Here is a 16049-nt window from a genome sequence, read left to right as displayed (position 1 = left end):
GGCGGAGGAAGTGAGATTCGAACTCACGGAGGGCGTAAACCCTCGCCGGTTTTCAAGACCGGTGCCTTCAACCACTCGACCATTCCTCCGTTGAAAACGAGCAGAATAATATCGGTTTATCGGTAAGCGGTCAAGCAAAAGTTTGACTGAAAATATTAAATGACTATTTTCTAATCAACCAAACACCGCTTTCAATGTGATGCGTGTAAGGGAATTGGTCGAACAGCGCTGCACGTTCAATTTTATGCGTTTGCGAAAGCTGTTTTAGGTTATCTGCCAGCGTTTCTGGATTACACGAGATATACAAAATTCGCTTATAGGCTTGCACCATATCGAGTGTAGCTTGATCTAAGCCAGCACGCGGTGGATCGACAAAAATCGTGTTGCATTCATAGCTTTTCAAATCAATGCCTTTCAAGCGGTTAAATTCCCGCACGCCATTCATCGCTTGGGTAAACTCTTCAGCAGACATTCGAATAATCTGCAAATTATCCACACCATTTTTTTCGATGTTGTATTGTGCTGATTGCACTGAAGATTTTGAGATTTCGGTCGCTAGCACTTTGCGGAAATTGTCGGCTAACGCAATCGAGAAGTTGCCGTTGCCGCAGTAAAGTTCCAGCAAATCGCCCGTGCTGTTTTTGGTGCAATCTCTCGCCCATTCGAGCATTTTAATATTCATTTCGGCATTCGGTTGGGTGAAGCTGTTTTCCACTTGGCGATAAACATAATTTTTGCCTGCAAGCGGTAGAATTTCCTCGACAAAATCACAATCTAACGCGATTTTTTGCTTAGTTGCACGCCCAATAATTTGCACCTTAAAGCCTTGATTTTCCAAGCGAATTTTTAAGGCTTGTGCTTGTTCTGTCCAGCTTTCGTCCAATTTTTTATGATAGAGCAGAGAAACTGCGATTTCGCCACTCAAGGTACTTAAATAATCCACTTGGAATAACTTACGAGTTAAGATTTCATTACCGTGAATTTCAGCCAGCAAAGCTTGCATCATACGGTTGATCAGTTCATTCGCAATCGGGAAGTTATCTACGCGATAACGCTGTTTGGTTGCTTGATCAAACATAATATGATAAAGCTCATTTTCGCCTTGTTCGTTTTTGTCGTGCCATACGCGGAATTCAGCACGCATACGGAAATGGCTTGGTTCTGAAGCAAAAACGTCCAATACGGGGGCGTTAAACGGGGCAAGTAAAGCGGTTAAATTTTCAGTTTTTTTTGCAAGAAGCTCGGAATATTGTTCGATAGGTAATGTCATGGTTTTCTTCAGATAAAAAACAAGGTGCAAAAATGCACCCTATCTATAAAAAATATTAGTGAATAGCTTATTCTGCGGCACTAAAATCGTCACCAGCGTCGCTGCCTGCGTTGCCAGAAAGTGTGTAGATACGTTTTGATTTAGTCGTTAATGAACGATATTTTAACCACGCTTTTTCGATGATGCTTTCTGCGATTTCATCGCCTTTCATCACGGCAACAAAACGTTCTTCTTCTGCGGTTGCTGCTTTACGTTCGCCACTTTCTAATGCTAAACACGCTTGACCATATTGCTCTAAAATTTGAGCTTCACGGATGGTGTAGTCACCGTGGCGAGCAAAACCACGCGGGTAGTTTTTATCATCAAAGTAACGACGGGTTACGCTAAAACTTTCTGCCATAATATGCCTCTTTATAATATGCAAATTTGCTGTGGGGAAATAAAAAAATCAATTGTGCATTAAAGCAAGGAATAAAAATAAGGTCAAGGATTTATGCATGCAAGCGGTCGTTTTCTTGCAAAAATTTACCTATAATGGGCAATTCTGTGATTTTGATAAAAGGACTTTTACTTAAAAATGAAACCCTACATTAGGCTTTTCTTTCGTGTTTTTTTCAAGCGAATAGGGCAAAACCAAATTCCGGTCACGGCAGGCTATTTGACCTACAACACAATGCTTGCCACTGTGCCATTGATTATGGTGATTTTCTCTGTGTTTACCATTTTTCCGTTTTTTGAGGAAGCCACTGGGCAAATTAAAGCACTCATTTACGACAATTTCGCCCCAAGTGCAGGCGATTTAGTGCAAGAATATTTGGAAAGTTTTGTCGCCAATTCCCGCAAAATGGGGATCGTCAGCACACTCGGTTTGGTTGTCGTTGCGTTGATGTTGATTCATAACATCGATAAAGCACTTAACAGTTTGTGGCACGAAACCCGCAAGCGGTCAATTTTGCTCTCATTTTTGCTCTACGCCTTGTTACTGGTGTTCGCACCGCTCCTCACGGGGATGAGTATCGCGATTAGCTCTTATATTATGTCGCTGCGGATGTTTAGCGATTTGGAGGTGCTTTCGCTCGGCAATTATCTGCTAAATTATGTGCCGTTTTTGCTCACGTGGCTGCTATTTAGTTTGATTTATTGGTTAGTGCCGAATACCAAGGTAAAATGGCATCACGCTTTGATAGGGGCGTTATTAGCAGGAATTTTCTTTACGCTCGGTAAACAGGTTTTTATTTGGTACATTACCACTTTCCCTTCTTATCAAGCGATTTATGGTGCATTGGCAACCCTGCCAATTACTTTATTGTGGATTCATCTAAGCTGGCAGGTGGTACTCTTTGGTGGGCAATTTGCCGCTGTGTTAAAAGATGTTGAGTTGATTCAAAAAGGAGAGTTAACTTTATGATTGCGTTAATTCAGCGAGTGAAATGGGCAAAAGTGGAAGTAGAAAACCAAACGATAGGCGAAATTGCTCACGGATTATTGGTGCTATTAGGTGTAGAACAAGGCGATACGCAAGAAAAATCCGATCGCTTATTAGAGAAAGTGCTGAATTACCGCATTTTTTCCGATGAGCAAGGCAAAATGAATTTAAATGTGCAACAATCAGGTGGAAGTTTGCTTGTGGTTTCACAGTTCACGTTGGCGGCTGATACGCAAAAAGGCTTACGTCCAAGTTTCTCAAAGGGGGCGAGTCCGCAAATGGCGAACGAGCTTTACACTTACTTTCATCAGCAAGCAGCAAAAAAAATTCATACCCAAACAGGACAATTTGCGGCAGATATGCAAGTCTCATTACAAAACGATGGGCCAGTGACTTTTTGGTTGCAGGTTTAGTTTTTGCAAGCGGTCGAATTCCTAGAAAATTTTGCAAATTTGCCACTTAGGTTTATACTTGCCACATTAAAACGAAAATAAAACGGAGCCTATTATGCGTATTGATACCTCAGCACTTTGCGATATTTATTCAGACCAAGTTGATGTGGTTGAGCCAATCTTCTCAAGCTTTGGCGGTGCGTCTTCTTTCTGTGGTCAAATTACAACCGTAAAATGCTTTGAAAGTAACGGTTTAATTGAAAAAGTTTTGGAAGAAGAGGGTAACGGTCGCGTGCTACTCGTTGATGGCGGTGGTGCTGTGCGCCGTGCGTTGATTGATGCGGAGTTAGCACAATTAGCTGTCGATAACGGCTGGGAAGGCATTATTGTTTATGGTGCGGTGCGTCAGTTAGATGTGTTGGAAACCTTAGATATTGGCATTCACGCTTTAGCCCCGATCCCTGTTGGTGCGGACGATACTGAAATTGGCGAAATCGATACGCCTGTAAATTTTGGTGGCGTGACATTCTTCCCAGAAGATTACGTGTATGCAGACTTAACGGGCATTATTCTTTCGCCTGAAGCATTGGATTTAAACGAATTAGAAGAAGAGTAATTTTGCTTTTTTAATTGAAGATGCAAGCACCATGCTTGCATTTTTTTACTATATTGTAGGGATATATTTTGAACGACTTATTTATTATTGACTCCCACTGCCACCTTGATGGCTTAGACTATCAAACGCAACATAAAAGCGTGGATGAAGTGATCGAAAAAGCCAAAGCACGTGGTGTGGGACATATTGTTTCTGTTTGCACTACACTTGGGCGTTTTGAGGCGATGAAACAGCTTACCGCTCATCGCAATGATGTCTCACTGAGCTGTGGTGTGCATCCGCTTAATGTAGATGAAGAACCTTTCGATTACGACAAACTCTTGGATTACGCTCAAGATAATAAAGTGGTTGCCATTGGCGAAACAGGCTTAGATTATCACTACACGCCTGAAACTAAAATGCTTCAACAAGAGCAATTTACAGCTCAAATTGATGTGGCGAAAAAGGTTAATAAACCGCTGATTATTCACACTCGTTCAGCACGCGAAGATACCATGAATATGCTTGAGCAAGGCGGTGCAGAACAATGTGGCGGTGTATTACATTGTTTTACCGAAGATTATGCGATGGCAAAACGTGCATTGGATATTGGCTTTTATATTTCGATTTCGGGTATTATTACCTTCCGCAATGCAGAAGAATTGCGGGATGTGGTCAGAAAACTACCGCTTGATCGCCTATTGGTGGAAACCGATTCACCGTATCTTGCGCCAATTCCTTACCGTGGCAAGCCAAATCAGCCAGCTTATGTGCGTGAAACGTGCGAATATTTGGCAACATTAAAAGGTGTTTCGACTGAAGAATTGGCTCGCATCACCACGCAGAATGTGCAAAAATTATTTAAAATTAACTTGTAGGACTTAGTATGAAATCAATCCTCAAATATTTCTTATTTCTTGTTTCGCTCTCATTTTTCATCGTCATCGCAGGCACAGTAAACTACGTAATGCCAAGTTATGATGAAACGGTGGTAACTGGAATGGAAGTGCGCCGAATGGACAAAGATGGCGTCATCAGTAAATCTAACCCTGCAGATGGCGAAGTGCGTGATGTATATTTCTTGTTCACCGAGAATCCAGACAGCAAAAAAACCATGGTTTATCGTAATGAAGATACGGGCTGGGGATTGCCACCTTACTTCAAATTCGGTTCTGCTGATGTGCAGGCGAAAGCACAAGCCTATGCGAACGAGCATCAACGCGTACAAATCAAATATTACGGTTGGCGTATTAACTGGATGAATGAGTTTCGCAACGTAGTTTCTATCAAACCACTTGCCGAAGGCGAAACGCTATCCCAACCGATTGTAAGCTATGTTTTATATGCCGTGCTTGCTTTCTTATTCTTCCTTTCTATCCAATTTATTCGTGGCGTTTTTCGTGATAAATAATGGCTAAGTCTTGATAAGACCGCGATAAGATGCCAAAAATGCAGAGAAAAATGCAGAGAAATATGCGGTGGAAATGTTGATGGAGCAGCTGGAAAGAAAATTAGAAATTCGACATAAAAAGATTTCACTTAGTACAGCTTCTCTTTGAGAAACACGTTTTCATTTTGTTAGTAAAAGGTCTATTAGGCAAAATTTTCTATTCTTTCCGTGAGTTTTGCCTAAAATATCGCTAAAATAACTATATTTATTCTCCAAAGAAGGAACGCCCTATGAACATTCCATTCTGCTTACCTGAAAACATCACACCGCAAGACTTTTTGCAAAATTATTGGCAAAAACGACCGCTTTTAATCCGCAACGGTTTACCGCAAATTGTCGATTTGTTCGAACCAAATGATATTTTGGAATTAGCTTTGGAAGAAGAGATTACCGCTCGCCTAATTCAATGCCGAAATGAACAATGGTCGGTGAAAAATAGCCCGTTTGAAGAGGCAGATTTACAAAACTTGCCTGAGCAATGGTCGGTGATGGTGCAAAATTTAGAGCAATGGTCTCCAGAGTTGGGCGAATTATGGCAAGCGTTTGGTTATATTCCGCAATGGCAACGCGATGATATTATGGTTTCTTGCTCGCCAGCGGGCGGCACGGTGGGCAAACATTATGATGAATATGATGTATTCCTTGTGCAAGGCTATGGCGAACGCCGTTGGCAAGTAGGCAAATGGTGCGATCCTTCTACTGAATTTAAACCAAACCAACCAATCCGTATTTTTGATGATATGGGCGATCTGGTGATTGATGAAGTGATGAAACCAGGCGACGTGCTTTATGTGCCTTCGCGTATGGCGCATTATGGTGTGTCAGAAACCGATAGTTTGACTTTCTCATTCGGTTTACGTTATCCGAACGCTGCAGATTTACTCTGCAAATTCGCGGAGACTTTAGATAAAGAGCACGATTTATTGCCAACCTCTGAATTTAATATTCCGTTCCGTTTGTCGCCAAATGAGCAACCAAATGCGTTGTTAGATCCAAAAATGGTGGCAAACTTCAAACGCCAGTTAATCAACTTATTGCAAGATTCTGAGCAGTTTGATGCTATTTTTGCCCATGCAGTGGCTTCTGCGGTGAGCTCAAGACGCTACGAACAACTTACCGAAGAGGGTGAAAATTACCCAGATGAAGTGCAAGAAGTGCTCGAAGCGGGCGGCTGGTTGCAACAAGATGCAAATGTGAAAATGCTCTATACCGAAAATCCGCAACGCATTTATATAAACGGCGAATGGATTGATGAGCTAAACGAAGCCGAAACTAACTTGTTAATTCGGATTGGCAACGGTGATTCAATTTCGTGGAATAAACTGGCTTCCCGCGTGAAAGACCAAGCCGAACTTGAATTGTTGCTTGATACGATTTGCGACTGGTTGGATATGGGTTGGTTGATTTTAAATGAGGCGGAATAGTTTCTGCTATAAATATTTTTGTTCAATGAGGTGGGGTTGCCCCACCTTTTTTATCTTAATTTTGTGATCTCTTCCTCAATTTTTGCCTTTCTTGCTCGACAAGCGGTCTGATTTTGCCCAAAATTGACCAATTCTTTTCCGATAATAGAGGAAGTGATGTTGGAAAAACGCCACGAGCTTATATTAGATTACCTTAAAGAGTATGAAGAAGCTGGTTCTGCTGAACTTGCTGAGCATTTAGGGGTATCAATTGAAACCATTCGCCGTGATTTAAACAAACTTGCCGATCAAAACAAACTTTATCGCACGCATGGAGGGGCGATGAGTTTGCAAAATCAAAATATCGGGCAATCTTTTTCTACTCGGAAGAAAATCCACAACGACGGCAAAAAACATCTTGCTGACCTAGCCCTAGATCATATTTTTGAAGATGCGGTGATAGTGCTTGACGCTAGCTCAACCGCATGGCATATCGCCCAACGCCTGTCTAATATTCCGTGTAAAATTATCACTAGCTCTATGCGGATAATCCATTCGCTTGCCCATAAACCTCACATCGAAACTATTGCCACAGGAGGGGTTTACTCAGAAAAATATGATGCTTTTTACGGCCCATTTTCTGAGCATCTTTTCTCTCGCTTGCATATTGATATTGCTATTTTTTCTTGCACGGGGATTTATGAAGGGGCAATTTGGGAATCGAATCAGCTTAATTTGTCGTTTAAACGTAAAGTGCTTGCTATGAGTAAGCAAAAATTTTTGGTAGCTGATCATTCCAAAATTGAGCATAAAGATGTATTTCAGTTATGTAATTTGTCTGAAATTGACACTTTGTTCACAGACTTGCCGCTAGAAGATGAAATTTTAGAGAAATATCAGAACCATACCAGTGTGGTTTGGTAATATTTTTGAGGGAGTGAAGTGTTTAAGTTTGCGTCAGTTTATTGATGAAATATTGAATAGATTTTAAATTAAGTATGTTTCTAAAACATAAAAGGGCGGATAATTTCCGCTCTTTTATGTTTTAATTTGAAATATTATTTAATCACTCCACACGCCATACGTGCACCGCCACCGCCAAGTGCAGCAGGGTGATCTGAATGGTTATCGCCGCCTGCGTGGATCATAATCGCGTGATTTTTCACTTCGTCTAATTTTTTCAAACGTGGAGCAAGCACAGGTTGTGTTGCTGTACCATCGTGTAACACAGTTAAGGTTGGAAGATCGCCTAAGTGTGCATCATCAGACCAAGGGAAGCCGTGTCCTTTCGCTTTGGTTGGGTTCCAGTGGCCGCCCGCTGCTAAACCTGCGGTTAATTTGCCATCTTTCTCTTTTGGCTCACAGCTTGGATTTTCGTGAATATGGAAGCCGTGTAAACCTTCCGCTAAACCTGTTAAATTTGGGGTAAAGACTAAGCCGTAAGCGGATTCTGTGATTTCAATCGTGCCCACCTCTTTATTGCCGTTTTGTACGTCTAATTGTTGTACTTTTACCACTAATTTCGCAGGTTCATTGGCATTTGCCACTGAAGTTGCAAATAATCCACCTAAAATGACCGCTAATACTGTTTTGATTTTCATCCTAATTTCCTCTTTAAAAGCACCAGAATTGGTGTTTGCTATTTTACCTGAAATTTATACGCTATGTTTAATATTTATGAATAGGCATAAGAAAATACCATTTTTAGATTGTACTTTCAGTACTTGAAGATAAAGAAACAGGAGCTGCCTATTACTGTGCCATCTTCTCCGCAATGGTCAAAAATCCATCCGCTGTGCGGAAAATCTCACTAAAACCTTGAGCGTCTAAAATTTTATCCGATACTTCACGGAAAGCCCCTTCACCGCCTGATTTTTCTAACACCCAATCAGCTTTTTCTTTCACATAATCGTGGGCATTTTTTGTGGCAATGGCTAAACCGCATACTTCAAAAGCAGGCAAATCAAGAGTATCATCGCCGATAAAAGCAGTTTGTTCTGGGGTGACGCCTGCTTGTTGCATAATATCAAAACAGGCTGAGCGTTTTTCCATTTTACCTAAATGTGCGAGTTTAATTTTTAGCACTTCAAGGCGTTTGCGAAGCAAAGGGTGATCGCCACCTGAAATCACGGCAACTTGAATGCCGCAGCTTTGCAACATTTTTACACCCAAGCCATCGTGTACGTGAAAGCGTTTCATTACTTCACCTTCTGCGGTGTAATACAAACCGCCATCGGTAAGCACGCCATCGACATCAGTAATCACTAATTTAATTCTGGTTAAATCCATTGTGGTATCCTTTTATGATATGATTTGACTATTATAGCCTTTAGCCATGCAAAAAAGAGAAGAGTTATGTCGATTTCTGAAAATTTATCTCGCATTCATCATCAAATTGAGCAAATTTCTCGTCAATATCAACGTGAAAATGTACGTTTATTAGCCGTTTCTAAAACCAAGCCTGTGCAGGCGATTGCAGAAGCTATTTACGCAGGGCAGCTCGTGTTTGGTGAAAATTATGTGCAAGAAGGCGTAGAAAAAATCACCTATTTTGCTGAAAATAAAGCGCTTGAATGGCATTTTATTGGCCCGTTACAATCAAACAAAAGCCGATTGGTGGCGGAAAATTTTGATTGGATTCAAACGGTGGATCGCCTCAAAATTGCTGAACGTTTGAACGAACAACGCCCTGAGCATTTGCCTCCGCTTAATGTGCTTATTCAGATCAATATTAGTGATGAAAGCTCAAAATCGGGGATTTTACCAGCGGAGATGTTGCCACTTGCAGAAAAAATTAGCCAGCTTCCACGTTTAAAATTACGCGGTTTGATGGCAATCCCAAAGCCTGAAAGTGAGCCAGCACAGCAGAAAATTGCATTACGCAAAATGAAAGATCTTTTCGACCGCTTGCAACAGCAGTTTGAAGGAATTGACACACTCTCAATGGGAATGTCGGATGATATGGCAAGTGCAATTGAATGTGGCTCAACGATGGTGCGTATTGGCACGGCGATTTTTGGGGCGAGGGATTATCACAAAGGACTGAAGTTGTAAGATACAACTTCAGTCCTTAAGCTATCGTTAAATGATGATAAACTTAAAATTTACGCTAATTCCGCACGTAATTTTTTGGTTACATCCACCATCACTTTTAATTGATCGATAGTTTCTGTCCAACCACGTGTTTTTAAACCGCAGTCTGGGTTTACCCATAAGCGTTCTTTTGGAATTACTTTTAATGCTTTGCGTAATAAGTGTTCAATTTCACCTGCGGTTGGTACACGTGGGCTGTGGATATCATACACACCTGGACCGATGTCATTCGGGTAGTTGAATTTCACGAAGGCATCTAATAATTCCATATCTGAACGTGAAGTTTCGATGGTAATTACGTCCGCATCTAATGCGGCAATGGCTGGTAAGATGTCGTTAAACTCAGAGTAACACATATGAGTGTGAATTTGCGTATCATCTTGCACGCCCATTGAGCTTAAACGGAATGCTTCTCCTGCCCATTGTAAGTATGCGTCCCAATCTGCACGTTTAAGTGGTAAACCTTCACGAATGGCTGGCTCATCGATTTGAATAACTTTAATGCCCGCTGCTTCTAAATCTAACACTTCATCAGATAACGCTACGCCGATTTGTTTACATACGGTTGAACGTGGAATATCGTTACGCACAAATGACCATTGTAAAATAGTCACAGGGCCTGTAAGCATTCCTTTCATTACACGATTAGTTAAACTTTGAGCATATTGAGACCAACGTACTGTCATTGGCTCTGGGCGAGTTACATCGCCGTAAATCACTGGCGGTTTTACACAACGTGAACCGTAGCTTTGTACCCAACCAAATTTAGTGAAGGCAAAACCATCTAATAATTCGCCGAAGTATTCCACCATATCGTTACGCTCTGCTTCGCCGTGAACTAACACATCTAAGTCTAATTCTTCTTGGCGACGTACCACATATTCAATTTCTTTTTTCATTGCCGCTTCGTAATCTGCAAGGGATAACTCGCCTTTTTTGAAGCTAGCACGGGCGTGACGAATTTCTGTCGTTTGCGGGAATGAACCAATGTTTGTAGTTGGTAGAAGCGGTAAATTTAACCACGCATTTTGCTTAACAATACGCTCTGCAAATGGCGATTTACGTTGATCCGCACCTTTTGGCAAGTTTGCTAAACGCTCCGCTACTTCAGGACGATGAATTTCTTTTGACGTTGCACGTGCATCAGCTGCCGCTTGGCTTGCATCTAATGCCACTTGTACAGACGCTCTACCATGATTTAACGCTTGTTTTAATACGTTTAATTCTTCCACTTTTTGTAGCGTGAAAGATAACCAGCTATAAAGTGCAGGATTTTTCTCTTTTAATTGTACTTCCACTTCTAAGTCAAATGGGGTGTGCAATAATGAACAGCTTGGTGCAATCCATAAACGCTCGCCTAATTTTGCTTTTAATGGCTCTAATACATCTAACACTTTGTTTAAGTTTGCACGCCAGATATTACGGCCTTCAATCACGCCAGCTGATAACACTTTGCTGTAATCTTCAAATGCTGCAAGCTGTTCTGGTGCGCGCACTAAATCTAAATGCAAGCCTGCAACAGGTAAGGCTTTTAATAACTCAGCGTGTTGTGCAACGGAACCAAAATAAGTAGCTAACAATAATTTTGCGTTCACTTTGCTTAATTCAGCGTAAACAGATTTATAGGCTTCAACCCATTCTGCAGGTAAGTCTAATGCTAATGCAGGCTCATCAATTTGAATCCACTCTGCACCTTCAGCCACTAATGCGTTTAAGATTTCAACATAAACAGGCACTAATTGATTTAATAAATCGAAACGGTTAAATGCTTCGCCTTTTTCTTTACCTAACCATAAGAATGTTAATGGACCAACAATCACAGGTTTAAAGTTTAAGCCTAACGCTTTTGCTTCACTAATTTGATTCACGTAATGAGCTGGATTTGCTTTGAAAGCGGTCGATTTTTGGAACTCAGGCACAAGATAGTGATAGTTCGTATCAAACCATTTGGTCATTTCAATCGCAAATTGATCTTTGTTACCACGTGCAAGCTGGAAATATTGATCAAGGGTTAAATTTTGGCTATCAAAACCAAAACGAGCAGGAATTGCCCCTGTTGCCACTTGTAAATCTAAAATATGATCGTAGAACGTGAAATCGCCTACTGCAACGAAATCCGCGTTCGCTGCTGCTTGATGTTTCCAGTTTTTTTCACGCAATGCTTTCGCTAAATCTAATAAATCTTGCTCTGCTAATTCTTTACGCCAATAACGTTCTTGTGCAAATTTTAATTCACGTTTTGCTCCTACACGAGGAAAACCTAAGATGTGTGCTGTTGTCATAATGTACTCCTGCTATTTTAAATTGGGTTTGTTTAGACGTTTAGCCGTCTAAACTGCTTGGTTCACATCTTCTAACTTTTTCTTACATTATGCAACCTCATAATTTTCTAATTCATTATGAAAATTTTTAATAAATATGACTGAAAAATAAAAGCAGACAATGAGTCAGTTTATTCTAATATTTCGATTCTTTTATTAATTATTTTAGTTTAATAGAAGTAAACGATTGCCTTAAATTTTTATGGATTTGTTTATGTAAATTATCGTAAAAAAACAGTATTTTAAAATTGAATTTAAGTACTAAAGTTATATAATTCAATCAGTATACTTTCCCTAAAAATAAATAGGGTTAAACATTATTTTCTAACATAGTTATAGAGATATTTTATGAACAAAATTTTCCGTGTTGTATGGAGTCAAGCGACTCAATCTTGGGTGGTTGTTTCAGAATTAACCAAAGCACATAAAAAGCAAGGTTCATCTAATGCACAAAAAAGTGCGGTTACATTCTCAGGGAATTTTATTAAATCTTCAGCCATCGCCTTGTCGCTATTAAGCGGCCATTCGGCTTATGCAGCTGAGACTGTTGCAAATGGGTTGATTCAGATTAATTCAACTGGGATGGCTACTGCAACAGGTAGCGACTCTATAGCAATAGGTAGAAACTCAACAGCCGATGGAAAGAACAGTAGTATAGCCTTAGGTAGCGACTCAAAAGCCAGTGGAGAAAGCGGTATAGCCTTAGGTTATCTAGCGAAAGCAGATAAACAATTTGCTGTAGCTATCGGTAAGGGTGCTAGTTCTCAACATAATAATTCTGTAGCTATCGGTAAAGATTCACAAGCACTTGGTCCTACATCTTTGGCATTTGGAATGAGCTCGAAAGCTACAGGTAACGATAGTTATGCCATAGGCTTGGAAAGTGAATCCATTGGAGAGACGTCAATATCTTTTGGTTACAAAAGTAAAGCAAGTAAAAGCCATGATATTGTTTTTGGTAGAGAAGCTAATACTCGAGATCAAGGTAGTGGTTATAGTATTGCCATTGGTTATGGTGCTATGTCGGGAACTAACAAAGGTGGGAAAGATCTTAAAGGTCATGATGCAGGCAGTGTAGCTATTGGTACTGGTGCTTATACTGGGGTAAATAGAAATGATATTTCTTTAAACTCTGCTGTTGCAGTAGGGGCCGGTGCTGGAGCAGGATTTAGAAAGTTAGATGCTAAGAACAATAATATGCCTGCGGAGAATGCGACCGATGTTGATAACAATGATGAAGTGCTGAAAAAAGCGTTTGGTGTTAAAAATGTTGCGGATTATAAACTAATAGCGGGAGGTGCTAATGGATACACAAATGTGGATATTAATGAAGCAACAGCCTTAGGCCGTAATGCACGTGCTATAGGAGACCAATCTGTGGCAATAGGCGCCCAAACTATTGCAGGTCATGGCGCTGTTGCTTTAGGTGGAAATGACATTACTCAATTTGCAAATAAAAAATATTACAAATCAACCAAAGAAAATTTTGCTGTTACAGAAACAATAGATCACAATCAAGATGCAAAAATATCTGATAAAACAATTAGTGCGACTTATAATGATCTTGTTGGTACCAGGTTAGATACAGCATTTAAAGCGACTTATGCACAAGATGGTTCAGTAGTATTAGGGGCTCAAGCTCATTCAGGAACACCATTGGGAACAGCACTTGGTACGAATGCTTTAATACGTAAAGGTGCATTTGGTGCAACAGCCATTGGTGCAGGTTCACAAGTTCAAGCTAATGCAGAAGCAGCGGTAGCAATTGGTATGGGATCTTTTGCTGATGGTAAGTATGCAGTAGCGGCAGGTACGGCTGCGAATGCAAAAAAATCTGCGGTGGCTGCAGGTTATAAGGCAAAGGCTGAAGAATCTGCGGTAGCTGTCGGTGATAGCTCTGAGGCTACAACCTCTTCTGTTGCAGTCGGTCAAGGAGCAAAAGCTGAACAAGTGTCCGACATTGCCATCGGTCAAGGGGCGAAGGCTAAAGGTGAACAGGGTGCGATTGCCATGGGTTTAGGCACCATTGCACAAGGGCACTCATCTATTATGATTGGTGGGGCGGATATTAGCACGGCTGCGAAGCAAGTCGTGGAATATAGTAAAGAAAAAGTAAGGGAGGATGGCACACCTGAACTAGGCACTGAGACAATTACGGAAGTAATCAATGGTAAGACCGTTAAGCGTGATGTCAAAATAGTGAAAACCGAAACGGTGACGGGGGAAAAGCTTTCCAATGCGTACCGCGAAATCACTGGCTATAACCTAGATACCGACTCCTTAAATTACGGCAGCTCAGACAACAAAAATGGTCATGCTTCTATCTCGATGGGGATCTACTCTCTTTCTAAAGGAGCGATGGGCGTAGCGATTGGTACGGCTGCACGAGCAGATGCACTTGGTTCAATGGCATTGGGTACGGGTACACACGCCAGCATGCAAAATTCGGTGGCGATTGGTACGGGTGCCGTGGCTGATAAGGTAAGCAAAGGTACACGTCAAACAGATATTTCTTACGATGAAGATGGCAACGTGGTTGAAACTGGTTCACTGAAGGCAAAATACACCTTCAGATGGGCAGGTGGTATTAACACGTCTGAAGGGGATGTGGTTTCCTTTGGTACACCGGGTGCAGAACGCCAGTTGAAAAACGTGGCGGCAGGTCGTGTAGCGCAAGATTCCACCGATGCGGTCAATGGTTCGCAGTTAAATGCGATCACCCGTTCACTTTCTCAAACCATTACTAACGGTTGGCAAGTGGGCGGCAATAATAAATTCCGCGTGTCTAACATTGGTAGCAATGAGCGTGTGAACTTCCTAGATGGCTTGGGCACAGCGGTTAATATTGCTGAAATTAATCAAGCAGAAGACATAGAGGGACATAAGCTAGTCAAAATTGGGAGTGATTTCTATAAAGCAAGCGATTTTAACGACAAGGGTGAGTTGAACGCTGGTGCACAAAAAGTGGCTGCTGCGGAGATTAAAAAACAACCGGCAGGTGCAAATGTTACATTTGATGTAAAAGAAGTGAACAGCACCTTATCGGTTACCCCTGTAGGTTTGAAAGTTACCACGGGGGAAGTGACGGCAAATTCTGATGGTACGATGAATACGCCAAACAACACCACCAAAGCAGACAATACAAGGGTTACAGCAGCGATGAATGCTGCTGAAACGGCATTGGTTGATAGTCAAACAACATGGCGTAAGAAAAGCGATGCGTATCAACAAACAGAATTAGCGTATTTAGCAGCGGATACTGCCTTAACCAAAGGAAAAGAGGCAGTTGGCACAATAGAAGCCGATATTGAAATAACAAAGCAAGAGTTAAAGACAGCACAAGACATATTAGCAAAAGACCAAGCCGTACTTGCAAAAGCAGAGAAAGAGGTAGAAAGAAACCCAAATGACACTCAAAAACAAAGTGAACTGAATAAAGCCAGAGAGAAGGTAGGGGACTCTCAGTTTGTTGTGGATCAACGCGGACGAAAATTGACTCAGCAAGAGGCAACATTGACAGATCGTCAAAACCGGGTGACTGTGTTAGAACAAGAAAAAACTAAAGCTGAGACAGTACGCAATACGGCAAAAGATGCTTATGATGTGGCAAATAGCGATTTAAAGACGAAAAAAGAGGAATTTGATACAGCGAAGAAAGCCTTTGTTGATGCCGGAGCAAACCAAATTGCCACCGTACAAAACGTGGCGGATTCTATCAACGCAAGCGGTTGGACATTACAACAAGGTACAACCGACAAAGATCTCGTTCAACCGGGTGATAAAGTCGCATTTGTGGATGGGAATGGTACGACCGTAACGGTGACAACGGATGCAGGGGGAAAACGTAGCGAAATCAAGTTTGATGTTGATAAAGCCGATTTGACGACAACTGCTGGCAAGGTGGTTGCACCGGATGTTAAGGCATTAAAAGAGGCAGTAACAGAAGCGGAGAGAGAGGCGACTGCTAACCCAACAGATACAGCGAAACAAAAAGCATTAACGGATGCGAAAGCGGCGTTAGCGAAGGAAGAGAACAAGGTTGTTACGGCTCAAAACGTAGCGGAAGCGATTAATCGTTCAGGGTTTAACTTGAAAACAT

Annotated in this window: 14 protein-coding genes and 1 tRNA gene; 9 read left to right on the top strand and 6 right to left on the bottom strand. The window is 41.4% G+C overall.

All coding sequences use genetic code 11. The annotated features are described in order from the left end of the window. Nucleotides 1-2 precede the first annotated feature (2 nt). From KH943_RS05230 to KH943_RS05220, 3 genes are all read right to left on the bottom strand, one after another. A tRNA-Ser gene (locus KH943_RS05230) sits at nucleotides 3-89 on the bottom strand. A gap of 74 nt (nucleotides 90-163) precedes the next feature. Next, nucleotides 164-1270: a tRNA (uridine(54)-C5)-methyltransferase TrmA gene (trmA, locus tag KH943_RS05225; protein WP_304108548.1), complete on the bottom strand. Its 1107-nt coding sequence runs from the start codon at nucleotides 1268-1270 to the stop codon at nucleotides 164-166. 67 nt (nucleotides 1271-1337) lie between these two features. Next, on the bottom strand, nucleotides 1338-1670 hold the full coding sequence (locus tag KH943_RS05220; RefSeq protein ID WP_005706022.1) for a DUF413 domain-containing protein: 333 nt from the start codon (nucleotides 1668-1670) through the stop codon (nucleotides 1338-1340). A gap of 177 nt (nucleotides 1671-1847) precedes the next feature. On the opposite strand from KH943_RS05220, the gene KH943_RS05215 reads away from it, so the two are divergent. From KH943_RS05215 to KH943_RS05185, 7 genes are all read left to right on the top strand, one after another. Further along, nucleotides 1848-2678 carry a virulence factor BrkB family protein gene (locus KH943_RS05215; protein ID WP_005706030.1) on the top strand — a complete coding sequence of 277 codons (831 nt, stop codon included), beginning with the start codon at nucleotides 1848-1850 and terminating at the stop codon, nucleotides 2676-2678. Further along, nucleotides 2675-3109: a D-aminoacyl-tRNA deacylase gene (dtd, locus tag KH943_RS05210; RefSeq protein WP_304108542.1), complete on the top strand. Its 435-nt coding sequence runs from the start codon at nucleotides 2675-2677 to the stop codon at nucleotides 3107-3109. The genes KH943_RS05215 and dtd overlap by 4 nt, the downstream gene beginning before the upstream one ends. Before the next feature lie 94 nt (nucleotides 3110-3203). Then, nucleotides 3204-3704 (top strand): ribonuclease E activity regulator RraA, encoded by a 501-nt coding sequence (gene rraA / locus KH943_RS05205; protein WP_281772871.1) that lies wholly within the window; start codon nucleotides 3204-3206, stop codon nucleotides 3702-3704. A gap of 68 nt (nucleotides 3705-3772) precedes the next feature. After that, nucleotides 3773-4561 (top strand): TatD family hydrolase, encoded by a 789-nt coding sequence (locus tag KH943_RS05200; RefSeq protein WP_304108539.1) that lies wholly within the window; start codon nucleotides 3773-3775, stop codon nucleotides 4559-4561. An 8-nt stretch (nucleotides 4562-4569) separates the two neighbouring features. After that, nucleotides 4570-5094 (top strand): DUF1523 family protein, encoded by a 525-nt coding sequence (locus tag KH943_RS05195; RefSeq protein ID WP_281772869.1) that lies wholly within the window; start codon nucleotides 4570-4572, stop codon nucleotides 5092-5094. A 269-nt stretch (nucleotides 5095-5363) separates the two neighbouring features. Further along, nucleotides 5364-6557: a ribosomal protein uL16 3-hydroxylase gene (locus tag KH943_RS05190; RefSeq protein WP_304108534.1), complete on the top strand. Its 1194-nt coding sequence runs from the start codon at nucleotides 5364-5366 to the stop codon at nucleotides 6555-6557. 159 nt (nucleotides 6558-6716) lie between these two features. Continuing rightward, nucleotides 6717-7460 (top strand): DeoR/GlpR family DNA-binding transcription regulator, encoded by a 744-nt coding sequence (locus KH943_RS05185; protein WP_304108551.1) that lies wholly within the window; start codon nucleotides 6717-6719, stop codon nucleotides 7458-7460. Between the two features lie 134 nt (nucleotides 7461-7594). Here KH943_RS05185 and sodC read toward each other — a convergent pair whose 3' ends face one another. Both sodC and KH943_RS05175 read right to left on the bottom strand, forming a co-directional pair. After that, on the bottom strand, nucleotides 7595-8137 hold the full coding sequence (gene sodC, locus KH943_RS05180) for a superoxide dismutase [Cu-Zn] SodC (RefSeq protein WP_304108531.1): 543 nt from the start codon (nucleotides 8135-8137) through the stop codon (nucleotides 7595-7597). A 151-nt stretch (nucleotides 8138-8288) separates the two neighbouring features. Further along, the gene (locus tag KH943_RS05175; protein ID WP_304108528.1) at nucleotides 8289-8825 is read right to left on the bottom strand and encodes a KdsC family phosphatase; all 537 of its coding nucleotides are present in this window, start codon (nucleotides 8823-8825) and stop codon (nucleotides 8289-8291) included. A 66-nt stretch (nucleotides 8826-8891) separates the two neighbouring features. Here KH943_RS05175 and KH943_RS05170 point away from each other — a divergent pair, with 66 nt between their 5' ends. Next, nucleotides 8892-9590, top strand: coding sequence for a YggS family pyridoxal phosphate-dependent enzyme (locus KH943_RS05170; protein WP_304108525.1), 699 nt, complete (start codon nucleotides 8892-8894; stop codon nucleotides 9588-9590). Nucleotides 9591-9640: 50 nt separating this feature from the next. Here KH943_RS05170 and metE read toward each other — a convergent pair whose 3' ends face one another. Then, nucleotides 9641-11911, bottom strand: coding sequence for a 5-methyltetrahydropteroyltriglutamate--homocysteine S-methyltransferase (gene metE / locus KH943_RS05165; RefSeq protein WP_304108522.1), 2271 nt, complete (start codon nucleotides 11909-11911; stop codon nucleotides 9641-9643). A 387-nt stretch (nucleotides 11912-12298) separates the two neighbouring features. On the opposite strand from metE, the gene KH943_RS05160 reads away from it, so the two are divergent. Next, a partial coding sequence (locus KH943_RS05160; protein WP_304108519.1) for an ESPR-type extended signal peptide-containing protein occupies nucleotides 12299-16049 on the top strand: 3751 nt, incomplete at its 3' end.

This window comes from Haemophilus parahaemolyticus (assembly GCF_018373095.1).
GTDB lineage: Bacteria > Pseudomonadota > Gammaproteobacteria > Enterobacterales > Pasteurellaceae > Haemophilus_A > Haemophilus_A parahaemolyticus_A.
The sequence above is the reverse complement of the archived record's forward strand: the minus strand, read 5'-3'. Positions and strand labels throughout refer to the sequence as shown.

Bases quoted from the DNA above. Each gene is read 5' to 3' on its own strand.
- dtd (WP_304108542.1), top strand. From the start codon at position 2,675: ATGATTGCGTTAATTCAGCGAGTGAAATGGGCAAAAGTGGAAGTAGAA.
- trmA (WP_304108548.1), bottom strand. From the start codon at position 1,270: ATGACATTACCTATCGAACAATATTCCGAGCTTCTTGCAAAAAAAACT.
- KH943_RS05190 (WP_304108534.1), top strand. From the start codon at position 5,364: ATGAACATTCCATTCTGCTTACCTGAAAACATCACACCGCAAGACTTT.
- KH943_RS05220 (WP_005706022.1), bottom strand. From the start codon at position 1,670: ATGGCAGAAAGTTTTAGCGTAACCCGTCGTTACTTTGATGATAAAAAC.
- KH943_RS05195 (WP_281772869.1), top strand. From the start codon at position 4,570: ATGAAATCAATCCTCAAATATTTCTTATTTCTTGTTTCGCTCTCATTT.
- KH943_RS05215 (WP_005706030.1), top strand. From the start codon at position 1,848: ATGAAACCCTACATTAGGCTTTTCTTTCGTGTTTTTTTCAAGCGAATA.
- sodC (WP_304108531.1), bottom strand. From the start codon at position 8,137: ATGAAAATCAAAACAGTATTAGCGGTCATTTTAGGTGGATTATTTGCA.
- rraA (WP_281772871.1), top strand. From the start codon at position 3,204: ATGCGTATTGATACCTCAGCACTTTGCGATATTTATTCAGACCAAGTT.
- KH943_RS05175 (WP_304108528.1), bottom strand. From the start codon at position 8,825: ATGGATTTAACCAGAATTAAATTAGTGATTACTGATGTCGATGGCGTG.
- metE (WP_304108522.1), bottom strand. From the start codon at position 11,911: ATGACAACAGCACACATCTTAGGTTTTCCTCGTGTAGGAGCAAAACGT.
- KH943_RS05170 (WP_304108525.1), top strand. From the start codon at position 8,892: ATGTCGATTTCTGAAAATTTATCTCGCATTCATCATCAAATTGAGCAA.